19 protein-coding genes and 1 tRNA gene are annotated in these 21554 nt (G+C 54.5%); 8 read left to right on the forward strand and 12 right to left on the reverse strand.

The annotated features are described in order from the left end of the window. Nucleotides 1-52 precede the first annotated feature (52 nt). From VGJ94_04450 to VGJ94_04475, 6 genes are all read right to left on the reverse strand, one after another. Nucleotides 53-1276, reverse strand: coding sequence for a CaiB/BaiF CoA-transferase family protein (locus VGJ94_04450; GenBank protein HEY3275849.1), 1224 nt, complete (start codon nucleotides 1274-1276; stop codon nucleotides 53-55). A gap of 126 nt (nucleotides 1277-1402) precedes the next feature. Beyond that, entirely contained in the window at nucleotides 1403-2704 is a 1302-nt protein-coding gene (locus tag VGJ94_04455; protein ID HEY3275850.1) for a TRAP transporter large permease, read from the reverse strand. Next, nucleotides 2697-3179 (reverse strand): TRAP transporter small permease, encoded by a 483-nt coding sequence (locus VGJ94_04460; protein ID HEY3275851.1) that lies wholly within the window; start codon nucleotides 3177-3179, stop codon nucleotides 2697-2699. Before VGJ94_04460 ends, VGJ94_04455 begins: the two co-directional genes overlap by 8 nt. Before the next feature lie 150 nt (nucleotides 3180-3329). Next, on the reverse strand, nucleotides 3330-4346 hold the full coding sequence (locus tag VGJ94_04465) for a TRAP transporter substrate-binding protein (protein ID HEY3275852.1): 1017 nt from the start codon (nucleotides 4344-4346) through the stop codon (nucleotides 3330-3332). 137 nt (nucleotides 4347-4483) lie between these two features. Beyond that, entirely contained in the window at nucleotides 4484-5107 is a 624-nt protein-coding gene (locus VGJ94_04470; protein HEY3275853.1) for an XRE family transcriptional regulator, read from the reverse strand. A 41-nt stretch (nucleotides 5108-5148) separates the two neighbouring features. Continuing rightward, complete coding sequence (locus VGJ94_04475) at nucleotides 5149-5946, reverse strand: SDR family NAD(P)-dependent oxidoreductase (GenBank protein HEY3275854.1); 798 nt, start codon at nucleotides 5944-5946, stop codon at nucleotides 5149-5151. 581 nt (nucleotides 5947-6527) lie between these two features. On the opposite strand from VGJ94_04475, the gene VGJ94_04480 reads away from it, so the two are divergent. Beyond that, complete coding sequence (locus VGJ94_04480; GenBank protein HEY3275855.1) at nucleotides 6528-6995, forward strand: MaoC/PaaZ C-terminal domain-containing protein; 468 nt, start codon at nucleotides 6528-6530, stop codon at nucleotides 6993-6995. 269 nt (nucleotides 6996-7264) lie between these two features. Here VGJ94_04480 and VGJ94_04485 read toward each other — a convergent pair. Continuing rightward, nucleotides 7265-7352: transfer RNA gene (locus VGJ94_04485), tRNA-Leu, on the reverse strand. A gap of 163 nt (nucleotides 7353-7515) precedes the next feature. After that, nucleotides 7516-8901, reverse strand: coding sequence for a hypothetical protein (locus tag VGJ94_04490; protein ID HEY3275856.1), 1386 nt, complete (start codon nucleotides 8899-8901; stop codon nucleotides 7516-7518). 208 nt (nucleotides 8902-9109) lie between these two features. On the opposite strand from VGJ94_04490, the gene VGJ94_04495 reads away from it, so the two are divergent. The 5 genes from VGJ94_04495 (at nucleotide 9110) to VGJ94_04515 (ending at nucleotide 15015) form a co-directional block, all read left to right on the forward strand. Next, nucleotides 9110-9541 carry an archease gene (locus tag VGJ94_04495; protein ID HEY3275857.1) on the forward strand — a complete coding sequence of 144 codons (432 nt, stop codon included), beginning with the start codon at nucleotides 9110-9112 and terminating at the stop codon, nucleotides 9539-9541. A 177-nt stretch (nucleotides 9542-9718) separates the two neighbouring features. Beyond that, nucleotides 9719-11170, forward strand: a complete 1452-nt coding sequence (locus VGJ94_04500) for an RtcB family protein (GenBank protein HEY3275858.1) — start codon at nucleotides 9719-9721, stop codon at nucleotides 11168-11170. 242 nt (nucleotides 11171-11412) lie between these two features. Continuing rightward, nucleotides 11413-12135 (forward strand): orotidine-5'-phosphate decarboxylase, encoded by a 723-nt coding sequence (gene pyrF, locus VGJ94_04505; GenBank protein HEY3275859.1) that lies wholly within the window; start codon nucleotides 11413-11415, stop codon nucleotides 12133-12135. Continuing rightward, on the forward strand, nucleotides 12119-12850 hold the full coding sequence (locus VGJ94_04510) for an RNA methyltransferase (GenBank protein ID HEY3275860.1): 732 nt from the start codon (nucleotides 12119-12121) through the stop codon (nucleotides 12848-12850). The genes pyrF and VGJ94_04510 overlap by 17 nt, the downstream gene beginning before the upstream one ends. Continuing rightward, entirely contained in the window at nucleotides 12847-15015 is a 2169-nt protein-coding gene (locus VGJ94_04515) for an AMP-binding protein (protein ID HEY3275861.1), read from the forward strand. The genes VGJ94_04510 and VGJ94_04515 overlap by 4 nt, the downstream gene beginning before the upstream one ends. 377 nt (nucleotides 15016-15392) lie before the next feature. Here VGJ94_04515 and VGJ94_04520 read toward each other — a convergent pair whose 3' ends face one another. From VGJ94_04520 to VGJ94_04530, 3 genes are all read right to left on the reverse strand, one after another. Next, on the reverse strand, nucleotides 15393-16637 hold the full coding sequence (locus tag VGJ94_04520; protein ID HEY3275862.1) for an MFS transporter: 1245 nt from the start codon (nucleotides 16635-16637) through the stop codon (nucleotides 15393-15395). Between the two features lie 90 nt (nucleotides 16638-16727). Beyond that, entirely contained in the window at nucleotides 16728-17951 is a 1224-nt protein-coding gene (locus tag VGJ94_04525; GenBank protein ID HEY3275863.1) for an SGNH/GDSL hydrolase family protein, read from the reverse strand. A 271-nt stretch (nucleotides 17952-18222) separates the two neighbouring features. After that, entirely contained in the window at nucleotides 18223-18483 is a 261-nt protein-coding gene (locus VGJ94_04530) for a YheU family protein (GenBank protein ID HEY3275864.1), read from the reverse strand. Between the two features lie 150 nt (nucleotides 18484-18633). Here VGJ94_04530 and VGJ94_04535 point away from each other — a divergent pair, with 150 nt between their 5' ends. Further along, on the forward strand, nucleotides 18634-18906 hold the full coding sequence (locus tag VGJ94_04535; GenBank protein ID HEY3275865.1) for a DUF2277 domain-containing protein: 273 nt from the start codon (nucleotides 18634-18636) through the stop codon (nucleotides 18904-18906). 148 nt (nucleotides 18907-19054) lie between these two features. Then, on the forward strand, nucleotides 19055-20035 hold the full coding sequence (locus VGJ94_04540; protein ID HEY3275866.1) for a zinc-binding alcohol dehydrogenase family protein: 981 nt from the start codon (nucleotides 19055-19057) through the stop codon (nucleotides 20033-20035). On the opposite strand, the gene VGJ94_04545 is transcribed toward VGJ94_04540, so the two are convergent. Further along, nucleotides 20025-20747, reverse strand: coding sequence for an HAD-IA family hydrolase (locus VGJ94_04545; protein ID HEY3275867.1), 723 nt, complete (start codon nucleotides 20745-20747; stop codon nucleotides 20025-20027). The two genes, VGJ94_04540 and VGJ94_04545, sit on opposite strands and share 11 nt — an antisense overlap. Nucleotides 20748-21554 lie beyond the last annotated feature (807 nt).

A 21554-nucleotide genomic window follows, 5' to 3' on the forward strand; every position in this document is an offset into this window, starting at 1 on the left:
GGCAAGGTCCGGCGTTTCGCGTCGGACCTTGCCCCTCTTCGACCTGAAGGGGTTATTTCGGGGCCTTCGGGTCCCTGCGGAGCACCTTTTCCTGCGACAGCCTTTCAATTTCCTCGTCTTTCATGCCGAGGATCTCTTTCAGGACCTCCGAGTTGTGCTCGCCCAGGTACGGTGGCCTCCCCCTGGGGACCATGGGAAAATCGCTGAACCGTATGGCGCTGTTCATGACCTTGACCGGGGGCTGTCCGGGCTCCACCTCCACGTCCACGACAATCTGGCGCTCGTGGACTACGGGGGCATTTAAGAGATCGGCCAGGGAATTCACCTTGGAATTCGGCACCCCGTACTTCTCGAACAGGACTGCGGCTTCTGCAAGGGTCACGTCCTTGGCCCATTCTTTTACAATCTTCAGGACCTCCGCCGCATTTTCCGGCTTCATCCTCACCTCGTCCGTGATAAACCGCGGGTCCTCGGCCAGCTCGGGCCGACCCATGGCCGGCGCGAGCTTCGTCCACGCAAGGATCGCCGAAAAGGTCATGTGCCCGTCCTTCATGCGAAATGGAAGCTTCGGCATATTGGACTTATCGATGGCGCCTTCGGAGAAGATAAAACCCTGGAGGGTGGAATCGTTGGCTGCGACGGTGCAATCCAGAAGGGCAAGGTCTATATATTGCCCTTCCCCTGTACGCTGGCGATGAAAGAGCGCCGCGAGGATCGAGATGGTGGCGTTCAATCCCGAGTAGGTATCCGCATAAGAATAGGCGAAACCGGGAGGATCGGAACCTTCTCCCATGATTCTCATCTCCATATACTCCATGCCGCTGTAGGCGTGAATGATATCCGCATAGGCGATGCGCTCCCGCTCCGAGCTGTGCTGCCCGAAGCCGGAGATGGAGCACATGATGATCCCTTTATTCAGTTTCTTGAGCTCCTCGTATCCAAGGCCCATCTCGTCAAAGACGCCGGGACGGAAATTCTCGATGACCACGTCGGAGACCGCGATCAGCTTCCTGGCCAGCTCGATGCCCTCGGGCTTCTGGAGGTTCAGATAAATGGCCTTCTTGCCCGCGTTATATTGGGTAAAGAGGGCGCCGAAGGAACCGCCCTTATAAAAGGGAGGATGGGTGCGCACGAAATCCCCGCCGCCCGTTTCCACCTTGATGACTTCAGCTCCCATATCGGCGAAGTTTCTGGCGCACATGGGAGCACATATGACCCTCCCGAAATCGAGCACCCTTATTCCCGACATTATACCTTTCTTCGTACCAGTGTTCATAACAGCCGCCTCCCTTGTTGTGTGATTATTTCTTTAGACTTTCCTTTTAATTTCCCGGCGCCGCTTCGTGCGGCGCCTTGTGCTGCACTTTCCGTTTCCTTCCGGGCGAATCTAATCTCGAGTCTATCAGCCCATGAGAACCTTGGGGAGCCACGTGGCCAGCATGGGAAAAATAAAGACCATGACGGCGCCCAACACCAGACTGATCAGGAATGGATAGACACCCTGGTAAATGATCGACATGGGGACCTTGGTAATCTGCTTCACCACAAAGACACAGACTGCCACCGGCGGCAGGACCATGCCGATCATCTGGGTAATCGCGACGACAATGCTGAACCAGATGGGGTCAAAGCCAAGCTTGATCACGGCGGGAAAGAAAATGGGTGTCGCGAGAATCATGAATGCCAGGTCATCGATAAAGGAGCCGCCGATAAGATAGATGAACGCGATCATAACTACGATAAGCACCGGGCTGATAGGCAGGGCGCAGATCCAGTCGGCGGCGATCATGGGTATCTTGGTGACCGCGATAAAATGGCTGAGCACTGTGGAGCTGGTAATAAGGACAAGAACCATGACCGCGGTCCTGATGGATTCGACAACCGATTTCATGTACCCTTTTATATCAAGTTCCCGCCTGAAAAGGGTCATAACGAGGATGATGCAGGTACCGATGCTCCCCGCTTCCGTGGGCGTGAAAAAACCCTTCATGATACCCACTACCATGACCAGGAAGACGATGAGAACCCACGCCACTTCCGGGATCACCTGCAAACGATCTTTCCAGGAAAAGACGGGGCCCTTGGGGCCGACGGCCGGATTGATCTTGCACCACCCGACGATGACTGCCACGAAGAAGAGGGCGATAAGCAGACCGGGGAAGACGCCCGCGAGAAAGAGTTTTCCGATGGATTGGTCGGAAATGATGCCGAAGATGATAAGCGTCACGCTGGGGGGCAGGAGCACGCCCAGGGTACCCACGGTGGCAACGATTCCGGTCGAGAGCCGCTTGTCATAGCCGTAGCGGTCCATTTCAGGTACGGCCACGCTGGCAAAGGTTGCCGCCGTGGCAGGTGAGGAGCCGCATATGGCTTTGAAGGCGGTTGCTCCCGCTACGGTGGAGATTGCAAGTCCTCCCGGTACATGGCCCAGGTACCTGTAGGAAGCGTTGAAAAGTTTCTTCGCCACGCCCGAATTAAAGGCAATCTGTCCCATTAATACGAAAAGGGGTATGACCGTGAGGCCGTAGGAGGTGAAGACATCGAAAAAATCCTTCGCGAGAAGGTTCAGCCCCGCTTCCCAGCTGACGAGGTAGGCAAAGCCGGCAAAACCGACTATGAACATGGCAAAAAACATTTCAATACCTGTGGTAAAGAGGGCAAGGACAACGAAAATACCTATAATGCCAACCGTCACTTCACTCATCGCGCCCTCCCGTAATCTTCATGATCTCGCCCACAAGCACCAGGATTTGACCGAGGCAGCAGACCGCGAGCGCATATGCGACCGGGTGAAACGGGATGTGCCGGGTGAGGGTGACCTCGTTCGCCTCCTTAAGATCGTACCCGAGCTTATAGAGATTCCAGCCGATGAAGATGAAGAGAACGATGCCCATGAGCCTCGTGACAATATTAGCGACTTTTTGCACGGACTTCGGCCATTTCTCGGAAAGCACTTCGACACAAATATGATTGCGGGCCCAGGCGGTGATGGGCAACCCGAAGCCGAGCACGATTGCGCCCCCCAAACCGACAATCTCGTAGGTGCCGATTATGGGATGATCGAATATTCTTCCTATAACGTCCGCGGTAGTGAGAAACATGATGCCGGTCAGGAAAACGCCCGAAATCGCCTGCATCCATTTACTCAGCTTTTCAATATAGGTTAAAGCTGTCTCCATAAGACCTCCTGGTGTGCTGATAACCTGAGCCCCCTCTATTGCTTCTCCCGGAATCGCACAGTCGGCGGCCGGGGCCAGGTCGCCTGCAATTGTGCAGACTCCCTTGACTTACCGCCGCCGACTGTGCCCCGACAGGCTACAAGGTCAGGATCAATGAGCCTTCACATAGTCCTGGCAGAACTTCAATGCCTCTGCGCCCGGCAGCCCTTTTGCCTTCATGCTCTTCACGTATTCATCAAGGATGGGCTGCAACGCCGTCTTGAATTTCCCATCCTCTTCCTTTGAGACGGTGATCATCTTGCCGCCCTTCTGGGTGAAAAACTCGAGTGCCTCTTTGTCGAGCTCATCCCAGAGCTTTCCCTGTTTCTCTATGTATTCTTCGTTTATTTTCTCGATAATCTGCTGGGCATCTTTGGGGATGGCATTCCATTTCTTCTTGTTCATCACTACATAGGCGACGTTGGTATGCCTTGAGTTGTACATGGTACAGCTGCTGACCACGTCCGCAAGCTTCCAGCCTTTTGTCGCCTCCACGGGGCAGACCACGCCGTTTGCCACGCCTCTCGAAATGGCGTCATAGGCCTCTCCCATGGACATACCTACGGGAGCAGCGCCCAGGGCCATTACGATCTGTGCGCTCGTTCCTGTGGCCCGAATCTTCATGCCCTTCAGGTCTTCCATCTTGTTGACCGGTTTCTTGGTGCACATATCCTGGGGGCCTGCGGTGTGGAAGAACATGACCTGTACGTTGTCAAATTCTTTGGGTTTGAATTTGTGGTAGAACTCATTGGTCAGTTTCGTGCTCTGATATCCGCTCTTATACCCGAGGGGAAGATCGACGACTTCCATCAAGGGGAAACGACCTTTCGTATAGCCGCAAAAGCTCTCCCCCACGTCGGCAATGCCTTTCAATACACTGTCATAGGTCTGAGCGGGAGGGGTCAGTATCGCACCCGGGAAGAAATCTATTTTCACTCTCCCGTTCGTTCTCTTTTCCACTTCCTTGCACCATTCTGCCTTGAGGAGCGCGACTTTGTGCATGGAAGGGAATTGACAGCTGAATTTCATCGTGATTGTCTTCTCCTGCGCGGATGCAGGCTGCCCGACAAAGGACATCAGGATAAACAAGAAACATGCACACAAACAGAGATTTAATAGCTTTTTCATTGATCCTCCTTTTTTTATTGCTTCTCAGCGCTTAAGCCCCTTTGGGAAATAGCTGTCCCGCCGATGCTGCCGGTGCTCACTGTGCCTTCCCTGATAGAAGGGATATATGATCCTGAAGAGGTGCGGTGAGGGCCATATCACATCCTCCTGTAAGAGTACAGTACGGCGAGGATTTTGGCCTTTTTCGGTCCTATGCTCCGGCCGCCGTGGCGCACTTCGGAATCGAAATAAATGCTGTCACCCGTCTTAAGGATATACTTCTCTTCTCCGTATATAAACTCGTGTGTTCCTTCAAGCACATACATGAACTCTTCGCCTTCATGTGAAAAGACCGCTTCAGCTGAGAAGGACGGTACGATTATGTAAGGCTCCATATTCTTTCCCGCTTTTTTGTGGGCAAGCTGCTCATATTGGTAGCCGGAAAGTATCCCGTCTGCCTCGATCTTTTGTCTCTCGGAAGCTCGAACGACGCTTATTTTTACAATATCCTCCCGGCCATCGGAGTCCCCCGATATGAGTTGGGTAACGTCGATCTTCAGGGCGGCAGCTACTTTTACAAGGGTCGAAAAAGGCGGCAGCTTGTTGGCATTCTCGATCTTGGAGAGGTAACCTTTGGTGAGCCCTGTGAGCTTTGCGAGCTGATCGAGAGACTTTTTTTGTTCGACCCTTGCCATTTTGATGTTATCGATGATCTTCTTCTCGTCCACGGCGTTTCTTGCAGCATCCACCGTCACCGATACCGTATCTCTTTTGGAAACCACTGTCGCACCTAATCCTTGACTGACCTCGTTCCCTGTTTCTCTCAGAATGTTATATGCTGTCCGCCGCTCACGGGAATGGTCTGCCCAGTAACGCCGCTCGATTCGTCGGAGGCGAGAAAAAGGGCTACCGCGGCCGTTTCCTCCTCGGTGGCAAGCCTCTTCAGGGAACAGTTGGATGCGAGCTCTTTCATGATCTCGTCAAAAGACGCCCCTGTTGCCTCGACCCTTCTTCTGACCACATTGAAGATCCTCTCTCCCTGTATCGGTCCCGGGCTTACGGCATTGACCCTGATCCCGTATTCACCGACTTCGACGGAAAGGGTTTCCGTGAGTCCTATTTCACCCATTTTCGCGGAACAATAGGCGCTCCGGAAAGGGTACCCCGACCTCCCGTCGCCGGACCTTCCGGCCTCGGAGACGACGTTAATGATGCTCCCCCTCTTACTCGGGATCATGTGCCGTAATGCCTCTCTGGCGCAAAGCATGCTCCCCGTCAAATTAATGGCGAGGGTCTCGTTCCATTTATCGAGCTCCATGTCCGCGACCTTGATCGTAGGGCCCGCAATACCGTGGTTGTTGACCAGTATGTCCACTTTACTGAAAAGACGGATGGTTTCCGCAATGAGATTGATCGCGTCCCGCTCTATTGAAACATCGGTCTTCACGAAGGCGGCTTTCCCACCTTCACCCTTTATCTCATTGCACGTAGTCTCGAGGTGAGAAACTGTCCTGCCTGCAACAACAACGATAGCACCCTCGTTTGAAAAAACCTTCGCTATGGCTTTACCGATGCCTGTCCCCCCGCCGGTAATGATGGCTACCTTGTCTTTAAGCCTCATGATTCCTCCTTTGTTCGGATAACATTGATCGTATTGCGGGCATCGATCATTTTGACAATTACATATGTATCCTAATAGGAAACTCTTGTCAAGAATAATAGTACGAAGAGGCACGGCCTCAGGAAAGAAGCGGGTTTGCCTTAACGAGAATATTCTATCCGGTACGGCCCCTGTTCCCTATTCCTCATTCCGGCAAGAAAAAGAGATGGAGGTGATCCGGGGACTTCAGGCGCGGCACGGGAAAGAGGGCGCCCTATTTCGAGGTCTTTCTTTTTGCTTGACATGGCAGCCCCATTTAGGTTTTTCTGAAAAAAGAGGATATTGGCGTCCCTCGGGAGAAAGGATACCGCCTGCTATACTCGAGCTCAAATCCCGCGCACCACGTTTCCCGCCTTGTTTGAGGCGCCCAGGATGAATTCATTCCATCCCTTTACGGGAGCAGGAAAATCGTTGGCCGGGGGATTGTGGAAGATAGGGTTACAAAATAAAATATGTGGGGCCCATTGAGGCTTCATACGGGCATAAGGATCCTCTCGGAGATAACGGAGCGGGAGATGTCCGATTATTGGAGGAGAAAAGGAATGGCATTAATACCTAGAGAGATGATGTTCGACGATATTCACGAGGGGGATGAGTTCCTCACCGAGGATAGGACAGTGAGGGAAGCAGATGTGGTGGAATTTGCCCATCTCTCGGGTGATAATCATCCCGAGCATCTCGATGAAGCGTACGGAAAGGCGTCTATCTACGGCGAACGCATAGCCCACGGGCTTCTCATTACGAGCATGGTGACCGGTCAGGTCAATCAGACGGGCCTTCTGGAAAGGTTGACTATCGGTGTTATGGACATGAATATAAAGTTTCTGAAAGCAGTGAAGTTCAATGACACCATCCGCACCGTGGCACGCATCACCGGAAAACGAATCACGCGAAATCCTGAACGGGGAATCATAAAGATCGGCGTGGTAGTGTCCAACCAGCACAACGAACAGGTCCTCGGGGCTGAATGGACCGTCCTGGTAAAGGTGATTCCGTCGCAGAAGAGTTAAAAACAACAGCACACCGTCGCTCCCCCCGCACCCGCGGGGAGCGTGATTTGTAAGTGACCGGATGAGGTGGCGGAATTCCCCGCCACCCGTCTTTCGTCTTAATGCCATAGGTCCGGCTATGACCCTCATCCGTCAAAAAGTCTGAATCGACTATTTTTCGACGCACAACCTGTTCATCATTGTATGGGCGGTCTATTTCGAGGCGGGCGCCGTCGCGATTTCAAATCACGGCAGAGGAAAACAAAGTGTGTGGTAACGTTTGATTTAATTGGTGCCGGAGGCGGGGCTTGAACCCGCACAGTGCTAAGCACCACCGGATTTTGAGTCCGGCGCGTCTGCCAATTCCACCACTCCGGCGTTTGATGACTGCACCGCGAAAAGCTTAGCAAAAAAGCTTGTTTCCTGTCAACACACAAACCGGATCGAAACACGGAGAATCCAAGACTATATGCCGGTGCGGGCGCATGCAAAAAAAAGGGGAGGCTTTTGGCCTCCCCTGGTGATGCGGTGTCGCAGGATCTTAGAAGAAGTAGTATGCGCCTACCCTGAAAGACTGCGCGGTGCCGTCCTTCTGAAGAAGCGGCTGGCCGGCAAACGGGCCTGTGGCGAAACCTGTGTAGCCTGCATAACGGGTGTTGTAGTAGGTGTACTCAAAGCCGAACCTGATGGCTGCGTTCACGTCGTACATAATGTTGCCGATGATCTGCGTGGTGTTGACCATGGCGCCTGTGTTCGCGGCAGCATTCATCCATGCCTGGCTTACATTCGACCGGGTGTAGCCATACCAGCCGTTGATGAAAAGTTTGTCGGTGAAGAAATAGGAGAGCTGTCCCCATCCACCGTACTGAGTGGGTGTTGAATAGTCAATCGCGGCTGCCTGGGCGGGCGTAAGGCCGACCTGGTTTGTAGTCTGGCTGTTAACTGTGTTGTAGGCGAAGTTTGCATTGAAAGTAGGTGCATTGGCCGGGGTCTGGAACATACCCGGGTTCTGGGTGTAGAAGAGCATACCGGACAGAGAGAAAGCGCCGGCCTTGTTACCCTTCTTCTCAGGAATGATAGGGATGAAACCCTTGAATGAAATACCATAGGAATTGACATCCTTATCCTGAAGCGTGGTGATGCCGTTGCCGATTGCTACGCTGGCGACATTCTTCTGACGACCGTAGAAGCCTTCCAAAGCGAAGAGCATCTGCCACGGACCGATGTTTCCACATTTGTCCGAGGTCCAACCGAAAGAACCTTCCCAGAAGGGCATATTGCTCATCGTGTAGCCGTCAACGCCCTGGCTTACGTTCGAACCGGTGTTGGTTACGGAACCGCTGCCCAGCGTGTTGGTCGGGGAGATGAGGCCTAACTTCCAGATCCAGTTCTTCGCGATGGTCTGCTCGAACCTTACGAGAGGCTGTCTCATGCCCTTAAGGAACGGGCCGAGGTTGTTATAGTCAAGCATGGTGTTTGCAAAGGTGGGGAGGATGCCCCAGGTCTGCCATGTCTGGCCGATTACCAACTTGCTTGACGGCCAGTCGAACTGCATGAAAGCGTGACGGAGTACGAAGGTGCCGGCGTTGCTGGATGCGGAGCCGTTGGCCTCGTTGCCCCTGAAGTGACCTTCCACGAATGCCGATGTCTTGGCGCCCCATGCATCGGGTCCTCTTACGAGGAAGTTAAGTCTTGTCTCACCGGCGTACGTATAGAAGCTGCCGTACTTGTCGGCGAGGTTGTCACTGACGCCGCTTCCGCGTGCTGCCAGAACGATGTCCTGGTTCTGTGCCTGGTTGGCCCAGCCCATGTCGAATTTTACGTAACCGCCGATCGTCATGTCCCAGCGGCTTGTCGCGCTACCGGCATAGCTGAGTGCCGGAAGGGCGAGGAATAATGCAAGCATAATAATAATTGTTTTCTTCATCCCTGCCTCCTTGTTGTTTTGGTACAGCCTGTAATAAATCACACACCTCCCTATATTAATTTTTTTTAATATTAGCAATGACGGTATACTTTGTCAAGAAAAAATTAAAGAAATTTAATCTTTTTCTCTTTCCTTGTATTTTCAGGCTTCAAAGAGCGTTCCAGGGAGGAAAAATGGGGTATAATCGAGGTGAGAAAGGGGTCGTATTTTGGCAGAGAGAACCGGACTATTTGCGAAGTACAGAATAACGGACCATGTGGCTGACGTGGGGCTCACAATCTATGGTAATTCCTATGAAGACCTGTTCGCCCACGGCGCCTACGCGCTGTTTTCACTTCTCACGGACCTGAGGCGGGTCCGTAGGATTGAGAAGAGGAAATTTTCACTCTTCTCCGGCCCGGATGCCCTTATCCACTTTCTCAATGAATTACTCTTTCTGTGGGACACTGAGCGGTTCATCGCGAAATCGACGCGGGTGACAAAAGATGGACAGGGGCAACTTTACGCAATCGCAGAGGGCGAGCTCTACGATCCTTCTAGGCATTTCGTGAAGAAAGAAGTCAAGGCCGTCACCTACCATGAATTTTCCATCAAGACAGGCGAGCACGGGTATGAGGCACGGCTCGTGCTGGACCTGTGATTCCAATTCTTAAGTCAAAGATGATAGCGAGACGACGAGGAAGGCGCGACGAAGGTGTATACCAGTATATCGAGGAGCAGATGACGAAGAGAGCGCTTTGAATTAGAAATGGAATGAGAGGGAAGGTGACAGGACTTTCCTGTTACCTTATATTAGGAGGATGAGGGCAGGAGCGCCATGAAAGGAGAAGGACCCCGCGTAAAAAGACTCGACCCGAACCGGTGCATCGTGGAGAGGCACGGTGAGATGAAAACGGAGGGCCTCGTCTTTCTGGATGAGGAGCTTCTTGGCGTCCTCGGGACGGATGAGAGCATAAAACAGGTAGAGAACGTGGCATGCCTGCCCGGCATTGTGGGCAGGTCCATGGCCATGCCGGACATCCACTGGGGCTACGGCTTCCCAATAGGCGGCGTCGCTGCCTTCGATGTTGCAGAAGGGGTAGTCTCGCCCGGAGGCGTGGGATACGACATAAACTGCGGCGTCCGGCTTATCCGCTCCACCCTTACCGCGAAAGAGATTTCCCCGAAAATCGTCGAGGTCATGGAGGGGCTCCACCGCAATATCCCGAGCGGCGTGGGCTCGAGAAGAAAGGACCTCTCCTTGTCGAAGGAGGAGCTGAAGAAGGTGCTTCTCAAGGGAGCGGCCTGGGCAGTGGGCCGTGGATTCGGGACAAAGAACGACCTTCTTTTCATTGAAGACGAGGGGCGCTTCGCTGCCGCAGACCCGGAGCAGGTATCGGACAGGGCATACGAGAGGGGCAAGGACCAGCTCGGCACTCTCGGCAGCGGCAACCATTTTATAGAGATAGGCGTGATCGAGGAGATCTATGACGCCGCAGCGGCTCAGGCCTTCGGCCTCTTTAAAGGCAACATCACGATCATGATTCACACCGGCTCCCGCGGCCTGGGCTATCAGGTCTGCGACGACTATATCCGGGAAATGATAAAGGCCTCGGTTCGCTACGGCATTCACCTACCCGACCGGCAGCTCTGCGCGGCCCCCGTGGAATCCCCCGAAGGCAGGGCCTATCTCGCGGCCATGGCCGCCGCGGCAAATTATGCCTTTGCCAACCGCCAGATCATCACCCATTGGGTGCGGGAAACTTTCGAAACCCTTTTCGGCGCAAGCTGGGAGAAGCTGGGCCTGAGCCTCGTCTACGATGTCTGCCATAATACGGCAAAAATAGAAAGCCACCAGGTGGAGAAGAAGATGCGGAGCCTCTGCGTTCACCGGAAAGGCGCGACCAGGGCCTTCGGTCCCGGCCACCCCACCCTCCCGGGCCAATACCGTCACACAGGACAGCCGGTGCTCATACCCGGAGACATGGGAAGGGCTTCATACGTGCTCGCAGGCACCGCAGGGGCCATGGAAGAGACCTTCGGAAGCGCCTGCCACGGCGCGGGCCGGGTAATGAGCCGTTCCCAGGCGATCAAAAAGGCAAAAGGAAGGTCTATACAAAAAGAGATGGAGTCCCGCGGCATCCACGTAAGGACCGCAAGCAGGGAGACCCTGGCCGAAGAAATGCCCGAAGCCTATAAAGACGTCTCGAAAGTAGTCCGGGTAATCCACAACGCGGGAATATCGAAGCTCGTGGCAAAGATAAGGCCTTTGGGGTGCGTAAAAGGATGAGAGAGAGGCAGTCGCCAGTCTCTAGTCCCTGGATTAAAGGATGGTCGTTTGTCGATAGACTAAAGTCCAGGTTGATCGTCAAAAGAGAGTCGCCACTCCATCTCTTTTAGTATATAATGCTTCAAAGGCAGGCGACGGTAGATAATAAATGAGACAAGACGGTGTGCACTCAGTTTTTGCTTGCTAGCGACTAGCGACTGGAGACTATCGACTGCCTTTAAGGCTGTTTTTAAGGAGGTTTTATGGACCCTAAAGAGAAAATCATTCTTGCCCTTGATGTGGAGCATTTTGAAGAGGCCCAGCGGCTCGTGCTTGAATTCAGGGAGCATGTGGGGATGTTTAAGGTGGGCAAGCAGCTTTTTACCCACTGTGGACCTAAGATCGTCGATTTTATCAAGCTGAAGGGATCGAAGGTCTTCCTCGACCTGAAGTACCACGATATTCCCAATACTGTCTCCAAGGCCTGTATCGAGGCGGTGAAGCTCGGCGTCGACATGCTCAATGTCCATGCCTCCGGGGGTTTTACCATGATGAAAGAGGCCCGTACTGCCCTTCATGACGCGGCGGCTCAGCTGAACCTGCCGCGGCCTAAGATCATCGCGGTCACGGTGCTCACCAGTCTCGATGACGAGGAGCTGAAACGGATCGGCATGGAGCTGTCGGCCCATGACCTTACGAAGAAACTGGCCCTCCTTGCGAAAGAGGCGGGGCTCGACGGGGTGGTGGCGAGCGGTCAGGATATCGAGATGATACGGGAATCGTGCGGAGCCGATTTCATCGTCGTCACGCCGGGAGTGAGGGCGGACGGCAAGAAGGACGATCAGAAAAGGACGATTACCCCCGGCGAGGCCGTGGCCAGGGGGGCGACCTACATCGTCCTCGGCAGGACGGTTACCGCGGGAGACAACCCCAGGGAGCTCCTGGCGCGGATCAGCAAGGATATGGGCGATGCCGCTTCTCACTGAAAAGAAGGCCATCCTCCTCGCCCTCACCGAACGTCCCCGCACGGTCCGGAAACTCACGATAGAAAAAGGCTATGAGAGGCTTTCGGAAGAGATTATAAAAGAAGCGAAGAAAGAAGGGATCTCCTTTAAAGTTCTTCCCAAGGAGGTATTCTCCAAGCAGATGAGGGGCGAGAAATGCCATGTCTGTTTAGAGACGGACGAATTCTCCTATACGGACCAGGACCTCTTTATAAAGGAACTCGGCTCTGTCGCCAACCCTCTCCTATGCGCTTTCGACGGCATCTATGATCCCCAGAACCTGGGGAACATCCTGAGGACCTCGGCCTGCTTCGAGGGAAACGGCCTTATCATGCCCAAAGAGAATTCCTGCGGCGTCACCGAAGCGGCGGCAAGGGTCGCCAGCGGCGCGCTCAGTTTCGCGAAGATCGTGAGGGTCACCAACCTCGCCCGTTATCTCGAGGAGATAAAGAAGACGGGCATTTTCTGCTGGGGACTCGACGAAGGGGGCTCCGTTCCTATCTGGGATGCGGACCTAACCGGCAGCGTCTGCCTCGTCTTCGGCAGGGAGAGCGGTCTCAGGAGGCTCACCAGGGAAAAATGCGACGGGATCCTCCGGATCCCTACGGCCGGGAAATTCAGCTCCCTCAATCTCGCCACGTCGGTCGCCGCTTCCTTTTATGAGGTGCGAAGGCAAAGGGCGCGAGCCAGCCGTTGAAGAACTCGCCCCTTTTCATTCTCTTTCAGGAATCGGCGCGTTTCATCTTCAAGGCTTATTTCCGCCTCGTCCACAGGGTACGGATCGAGGGCATGGAGAACGTGCCCGCCACATTCGAGAAGCTCATCGTCATCTCCAACCATGCCTCCCTTATAGACGGCCTTCTCATATGGACCTACCTGAAGCTCCCTTTCAGGATCATCGTAGACCGCACGGCAGCCCAAAAACCCCTTTACAAGCCCTTCATGCAGAACCGCTACACGGTGCAGGTCGATTCCATGAGCCCCTATGGACTCAAGGAAGTGATACGGAGGGTGAGGGACGGAATCCCCCTGCTTATCTTTCCCGAAGGCCGCAGGACCCTTACGGGAAGCGTCATGAAGATTTACGAAGGCACGGGCTTTGCCGCCCTGCGCACAGGAGCGCCCATTCTCCCTATATACCTTGGCGGTGTCTACCGGACGATCTATGCGCCCGCCCATAAGGGAAGAAGACTCTTCCCGCCCATATCGATGAGCGTGGGAAAGCTCCGGGAACCCCTCGTCCTCGACCACTTCCCTCAGAGGGAGCGAAAGGCGGAAGCCGCGAGACAGATCTACCGCATGCTCTCCGAGGTCGGTGTAGAGGCCCGCAATAAACCCGATACGTTGGGCTGCAGCTTTGTCCGGCTCTGCAAGGCGAACGGGCCGAGGCCCCTTTTCAACGACTCCACGGCGAAGAAGGTGACCAACCGGAAGGCCCTGATCGGCGCCTTCGTCCTGGGGGGCCATCTTTCCCGGGGGACCGACCGGCATATCGGGGTCATGCTCCCCAACCTTACGGTCACGGCGCTCATTTTAATGGGTCTTCAGATCTACCGCAAAGTACCCACCCTCCTCAATTATTCGAGCGGTCCCGCGGCCCTGCGGCATGCCATGGATCTCGCCGATCTCACCACCGTGGTCACGGCGCGCCAACTCCTCACACGGGTGAAGCTCCCCGAGGAGCTGTTTCAAGGACGCAAGGTAATTTATCTCGAGGATCTGCCGGGAGAGATCGGGACAGGGGCAAAGATGGGGGGCATGATCCACGCCCTCTTTCCCGGCCGATACGGCCGCATGATGCCGCAAGAGCACAAGGAGACTGCCTGCATCCTCTTCACCTCGGGCTCCGAAGGCGTGCCAAAAGGCGTCTGCCTCTCCCACGAGAATATCATCACCAACGTCTATCAGGCCCTCTCCCGCATCGACGTGAGGCAGGACGACCATTTCCTGAACGCCCTCCCCCTCTTCCACAGCTTCGGCCTCACCGCCGGGCTGATCATCCCCATCTTCGCGGGGGTCCGCTCCTTCCTCTACGTGAATCCCCTCCATTACCGCATCGTCCCCGAAATCGCCTACCAGGAAAAATGCACCATCCTCATGGGGACCAATACGTTCTTGAACGGCTACGCGAAACGGGCGAACCCCTACGACTTCTATTCCATGCGCTACATCTTCTCCGGCGCCGAGGCCCTGACCGACGCCGTATTCGACCGGTATGCAAAAACCTATGGAATAAGGGTCATGGCAGGTTATGGGGCAACCGAGTGCTCTCCCATCGTAAGCATCGCGAGCGCCCTGGAACACGAATACGGCACGGTGGGTAAGCCCCTGCCAGGCATCGAGTGCAAGCTCCTCCCGGTGGAAGGGATCGACACGAAAAACGGCACCGTGGGCAAGCTCTATGTCAGGGGAAAGAACGTGATGAAGGGCTACCTCAAGAACGAGAAGGCGAACCACAAGTACCTCGTTGAAGATGAGGGCTGGTACGACACGGGAGACATCGTAGAGATCACGGAAAAAGGCTTTTTGAAGATCGCCGGCAGGCTCAAGCGCTTCGCCAAGATAAGCGGCGAAATGGTGTCGCTCACCGCCCTGGAAGAGGCCCTGGCCGGAGCATTCGGCGAGCGCAAAGAAGTAGTCGTCATGGCAGTCTCCGACGAGCACAAAGGCGAGAAGCTGATCCTCGTAACCAACAACCCCCAGGCAGAGCTGAAAGCAGCCCGGGAAGTCCTGAAATCAAAAGGCTTCTCCGACCTCGCCTCCCCCCGGGACATCCGAGTCATAAAAGAACTGCCGAAGCTAGGCACCGGCAAAGTAGATTACGTAAAGCTGAAGGCCGCGATGGAAGAAGAAAAGGGTTAAGGCGTGTGATGCGTGTCAGGCGTTAAACGGAGAACGTGTAATCGGAAAACGGGGTAAACCTCCCGTCACCTCTAGCTCGCACAGCGAGCGAGACCAACAGTAGGCGCCTGAAGCGGGGGGAGGCTCAGCGGGCTTTGCCCGTCGAGGGGGCGACGTGAGCCCCAATAATAGCGCGACGTGAACCCCATTGATTGTGTGTGTGATGAGCCCTGCCTCTAAGTCCAAGCGCAAGAAGCGAGCTTCTGCGAGCAGAGGGGGAGGCTCGGCGGGCTTTGCCCGTCGAGGGGGCGACGTGAGCCCCTTTAAATGGCAGCGAGCCGATAGATAGCCAACCTACCCCGATGATAACAGCCTCTGCCCCCTCAATTGTCGCGATCCTAGGTGCGTACCCGGGCGAGCACCGCGGCGCCGGCCACGAAAAGGAATACTACCGCCAGTATCGAATACCGGGCGTTGCCTGAGATGACGCTCACCCAGCCCATAAGGAAGGGGCCTATCACGGCGGCGAATTTTCCGAGCATGTTGTAGAAGCCGAAGAACTCTGCCGCGCTCTCCTGGGGGATGAGCTTCGCGTAAAAGGACCGGCTCAGGGACTGGACGCCTCCCTGGACGAGGCCGATGGCCACTGCGAGGGCATAGAACTCAGACTCCTCGTTCATGAAGAAGCCCCATATGGCGACGATTACGTATACAGCCAGGCCGATGAAGATCCCTGTTTTCGTGCCGAGCTTCTCGCCGATCTTGCCGAAGGCGATGGCGGCGGGGAAGCCGACGAACTGGGTGATGAGGAGCGCCTTGATAAGGGTGGCAGGCGCAAACCCCAGGGACATGCCGTAATCGACCGCCATGAGCACGATCGTGTCCACCCCGTCGATATAGAGCCAGTAACCGATAAGAAAGAGGAAGACCACCCGCACCCTGCGGATTTCCTGAAAGGCGGAGCCTATCTGCTTAAAACCTGCCGCAATCGCACCGAAGCCCTTTTTACCGCCTTTTCCCGCGGGTTCGGGGACAAAGAGAAAGAGGGGAATGGAGAAAAAGGACCACCAGATCGCCACCGCGACAAAAGCGAGCTTCATGGCTGCGGCGGAATCGGCAAGCCCGAATGTGCCGGGGCTCAGGGCCATCCAGACGTTGAGGGCAAACAGGGTCCCTCCTCCGAGGTAGCCGAGGGAGTACCCAAGGGCAGAGACAAAATCCATTTTATTTTTTCCGGCGACGCTGACGATCAAAGAATCATAAAAGACATTGCCCCCTGCAAAACCTATAGTAGCAAGGGCATAGCACGCCGCAGCCGCGCCCCACTCGCCCTTCCCGATGAAGCCCAGCGCGCCGGTTGCGAGAACACCCAGGGCAAGAAAGAAGAAGAGGAACTTCTTCTTGGCCCCGCCCCGGTCGGCCATAAAGCCGAGAATAGGCGCGAGTATCGCTACGGTGATGCTTGCGAAGGAGTTGGCCGTACCGAGATGAAAGGTGGAGAGATTGACGTTGGCCCCTGCGCTCCAGTATTCCTTAAAAAAAATGGGGAAAAAACCGGCCATGACGGTGGTCGCATACGCGGAATTGGCCCAGTCGTAAAGAGCCCAGGAGACCGCGGTTTTCGTCTGAAAGTCCTTGCCCATAATTCCTCCATGTCGGATCGGAAGCAGGACCATATTACCATGATTTCCGGGGAAACTGGACGGTAAAAGTAAGGAGCCGGGGCGCGTTCGCTACGGGCGGCGCAAAATCCGGTTTTCGTCGGCCATGATTTCGGGTATGCGCGATTTCCCTTTATAGAAACCTCCCCTGTAAATCTGGGAATATCCGTCTTCCCCCAGGATATGCATTGGATCTGTGCGCAGGTTCGCATCGGCCAGGGCAAGGGTCCGGGACCTGTCTTTCCCTTCGACCAGATTCTGTTCAAGGAGGAATTTCGATACCGCGTTGGCCGCAAGGAAATGAGCCAAAGGATTCCAGTGGCCGTCACATCGATAACCGAAATAGGGTTCGGGCAAATTGAAATCTGCCGCATATCTTCCAAATTCTTCATGGATGGAAAGCAGGCTTATCCCATTCTTCCGGCAGATCTCGTCAAGGTGTCCCATCGGATAGGCAACAGGCACCACTACCAGTACCCCCCCGTTTTTTTTGACCTCCTCATTTAATTTGCCGAGAAAATATTCTGTTATTACCCAGTTTCCGGATAGAGTGCCTTCACTCCGGACGGATCCGGGGACAGGTTTTTCAGTGACGGGGCGGACAGGATTTGAATTCCCCGACCTACGGTCAATAAAAGCTGTTTTCAGGGTGACCCAAAGTTTTGCCGCCCCATAGCATGTCCTGCACGACATGCGCATCTGTTCTTTAAATTCCATCAGCCTGCTGTTGGAGGGCGTTATTACGACCCGGCCCTGGGCCGTCATGTCCGCACACAACGAACCCTTCGATGCCGAGGTCGCGCAGCTGTTGTCGTCACTATCATTCCCGCAGAAAAAAAGCAGGACAACACGGGGCCGGTACTTTGCCATGTACTCTTTGTAGGCATAGAATTCATTAATGGTGCCATATCCGCCTACCGAGCGGGAGAGGACGTTCACATTGAGTATTCTTTCGATGAGTCTGGCGGCGTACAGGTCCTCGGGGACCTGGGCTGCCTCCATATAGGAGTCGCCGAGAACCGCGATGTCATATCGGTCGTGAAGGGGCTCCTTATCTCTGAAGCCGAGAGAGTTCGTAACCACGGGACAGATCTTGAAACACGTGGACGCAGCGCATACGCTCTGGTCCGGCTTCAGCTTAAAACCTACCGTCTTATCCGGGATATACCTTATGTTGGAACGGTAGTCGGTAAACCAGGTCGGCACTGCCCTCAACAAGCCTTCCATCATGAGGACCGCCAAAATCAGGGAAGCCAAAAGGAGGAGGCTGTTCTGGATCCATCTCCTCCACTTCATCCATTCACCCCGATCAAAACCGTGCTTCCCTCCGACCGATTCATCTACTCCATCCTTCGTTGATGTGATAAAGACAGGGCCGCGTATGACATAATCAAATCTCCACTTTATATTACATACTCCCTGCACGCCTTTCTTCGGGAGAAGGCGCGTTCCCTCGGCCGGGACCTTTCCCCCCGGGCCAGCTTTATTATAGAGACATTTAACTTTCGACACAACAGGTTCTGAGGACCGCCCGTCATGAGCGGTCCTCCCCGTCCGATCGGCGTGATTACTCCGATGCTTTGATTTTTCTTAAGACAGGGTTATCGGCTGAAAATATATTGGTAGTCTCGGCCTCATCGTCAAACACGAGAACTGCCTTGCCCGTTTCCAGCTTCTTCTTCAGTTGCTGAAATTTCGTCTCCCTCGATGCCTCCATCTCACCGTAATCGGTGCCGTCCCTGAACATGAACTCTTCAATCACGCCTCGCAAGGCTTCAGGACTCAGTTTATCGATGGGAATGAGGTGGATGGCCATATCGTTTAACATAGACCTGTCGGGCCAAAAACTCAAGCCCTTGCGGCCCTGTCTCGGAACCGGAGGAGGTTTTCATATCGCCTGACTCAAGGCAGGTCAAATATGATTACATTGTAAAGGAGAGGTCCCGATTGATTATCGCGTTCAGGAGGCTAAAAAGACATGTGCAGAAACATCAGGCCCTTATATAACTTCGACCCGCCGAGCACGGATGAAGAGATCCATGCGGCGGCCCTGCAGTTCGTACGGAAGATCAGCGGGTATCAAAAGCCTTCCGCTGCAAACAAACCGGCATTCGACAGCGCGGTCGACGAAGTGGCAAGGATTTCCTCCACACTGCTCAGCTCACTGGTAACCACCGCGCCGCCGAGAAAGCGTGATGTCGACAGGGCCCGGCGCCATCACCAGGAAGAAAGAGAGCACTCAAAGATTTAAAGATTTTTTCCGAAAGGCCCGTCACTGTGCGGGAATACGATTTCTTCTATGGAAGATATGCCCGAGATTGACGAGATGCCGTCGTGACACTAGATTTGTTTAAACCGGCCCCTCCTCTTCCATGGATGAGCCGCCGAAGGGGTATGAAATGAAGGCATTGAGATTCAATGAATTCGGAGAGGTAGGGAAAGTGCTCCATGTGGAGGAAGTGCCGGAGCCCGCGCTGGCGCCGGGCGAAGTGCTGGTGAGGGTCTGCGCCACCTCGATCAATCCGGCGGATGTGAAGAACGTACAGGGTATGTTTCCCCAAACCATACCTCCGCGCACCCCGGGCCGGGATATGGCGGGGGTGATCGTCGCAGGCGACAAAGACCTGGTCGGCCACGAGGTGTGGGCGTCCGGAGGCGATATAGGCTTCACCCGGGATGGAAGCCATGCGGAGTTTATGACCCTCCCGAAAGAGGGGGCCCGGCTTAAACCGGAGTCCTTATCCATGGTCGAGGCGGCAAGCGTCGGGGTCAATTACCTGGCGGCATATATGGGGTTGATCGAAGCCGCCGGGCTGCACGAGGGTGAGATCGTCCTGGTGACCGGCGCAACCGGAGGCGTGGGCAGTTCAGTCGTTAAAATTGCGAAAACAAAAAATGCGCGGGTGATCGGGGTGGACAGAAAGGCTCCCGATAACAAAAAAGCGCGAGAATTGGGCGTAGACCTCGCTCTTGGAAGCGAGTCGGACGATATCGTCGCCCGGGCACGGGAATTCACCAACGGAAAGGGTGTGAACGTGGCCTTCGATTGCGTGGGCGGTCCCCTTTTTGAGGTGTCCCTGCGCACATTGGGCCTTTACGGCCGGCAGGTGAATATCACTGCCACGGGAGACCCGAGGGTCAGCTTCAACCTCCTCGATTTCTACCGCAAGCAAATCACCCTCTTCGGCGTCAACACTACCCTGCTCGATACCGTCGCATCGGGCCGTATCCTTGACCTCCTCCGGCCGGAGTTCGACGAAGGAAGACTCACACCTCCCTACATTGCCGAGGCCCTGCCCCTCGAAGATGCCGCGAACGCATTCGCCATGATGGACAAAGGAAGGGCGGGAGGAAAAATGGTGATCATGTTCAAGGATTGAGCGCAGTTTCCAGAAATGCGACAAGGTCATTCACGCTGTCGAACACCCTGTCAGCCCCGGACATCTCGAGGCACTCCCGGTCCTCCTGCCCCGTGACCACCGCCACGGCCCATGCCCCGGCCGCCCTTGCCGCAACGACGTCCGCCTCCCTGTCCCCTACGGCAATGCATTCTCCCCCGGCCACGCCGAGCCTCCGCGCACATTCAGCGATAACATCGGGGGCGGGCTTCCTGTTCTTCACTTCCCTCGATGTGACGATTGCACCGATGCACCCGTCAAGCCCGAAGCGGGTAAACCTCTTCCACTCGTCCTCCTCGGATGACATCCGTCCCGTGGCGATCCCGATCTTCACGCCCCTTTCCCGAAGGTGCAGGAAAAGCCGCTCCACCCCGGAGAAAGGCCTCACCTCCTCAGCCTCAACCTGAAGAAAGACTCTTTTGATCTCTCCCATACACCCATCAAGGGTAGTCTCCTCCACCTCCTTAGGGAAAACCGGGCGAAGTATTTCCCGAAGTCCCGGCACTTTCCCAAGGCAATCCCCCAGGAACTCCCGCGACACCGGTCCCAGGTTATATGCCTTAAGGCCGGAGTTAAAGGCCTTGTAATAGGCTTCAAATGAATCGATCAAAGTGCCGTCGATATCGAATATAACCGCCTTCACGTTCTTAGTTATCTCACCGCGTAGCCCGGAAGCAGGTACCCCTTTATCCATGAAACCCCCTATTATTGGACCTCCATTTGCTCAAAGGCGTTACTATTGAGTATAACAAAAAAGATGTGAACATGGAGGGAATGGAGAATTTGAAGGAAAGGACGATCAATAGATTACAATAGAATCAGTCAATCACGAACACACGATCTTCGCTTTTATCACGTTTGGTAAATTATGTTACCTACCAGAATCGAATGTCGTCAATATATCAAGGCGTCCCCTTTATGATCTCCCGATCTCCGAGTTTGCCACGTCGGCTACGCCCCACAGGCGTCACATAAGTTCAGTTTTATCCAACACATTAAAATAACAAAACTTTGTCAAAAATAGGTTGCATGAAATACATGTTTCTTGTATCCTTTTATGACGTATTAATTAGACACCCTAGTTTCTTTGTTCGACGGCATTAACAAACGATTCCCTTACCTGGCGGCCGGCAGCTTTTCCACAAGTTAACACCACTTATACTTAAACAGGAGTAAAATTCAAATGGTGGAAAAGAAATCCCATCGCGTCCAATCTGCGCAATCTGCGCGAACATTCTGGATAGTATTTTCATTTATGTTTGGCACGTTAATCGCCATGTCCTTTGTCCAACAGCCAAACCCTCAACAAGAAGTCGTTTTTGATATGCTTCAAAGGTTTATTGAAGTATCCATAGGTTTTGTGGCGGGCGTGAAAAGCATAAGTCACTAGGAAACGGTCTCCCCGCGGTCTCACCCCTGACTGCAGTATTGCAAATGTGGCCGGGGTGAGACCGCGGGGAGACCGTTGGCAGTTAGTCCTCGGGTATAGTAGGGGGAAATG

The sequence above is a fragment of the Syntrophorhabdaceae bacterium genome (assembly GCA_036504895.1).
In the GTDB taxonomy this organism is placed as follows: Bacteria; Desulfobacterota; Syntrophorhabdia; order Syntrophorhabdales; family Syntrophorhabdaceae; genus PNOM01.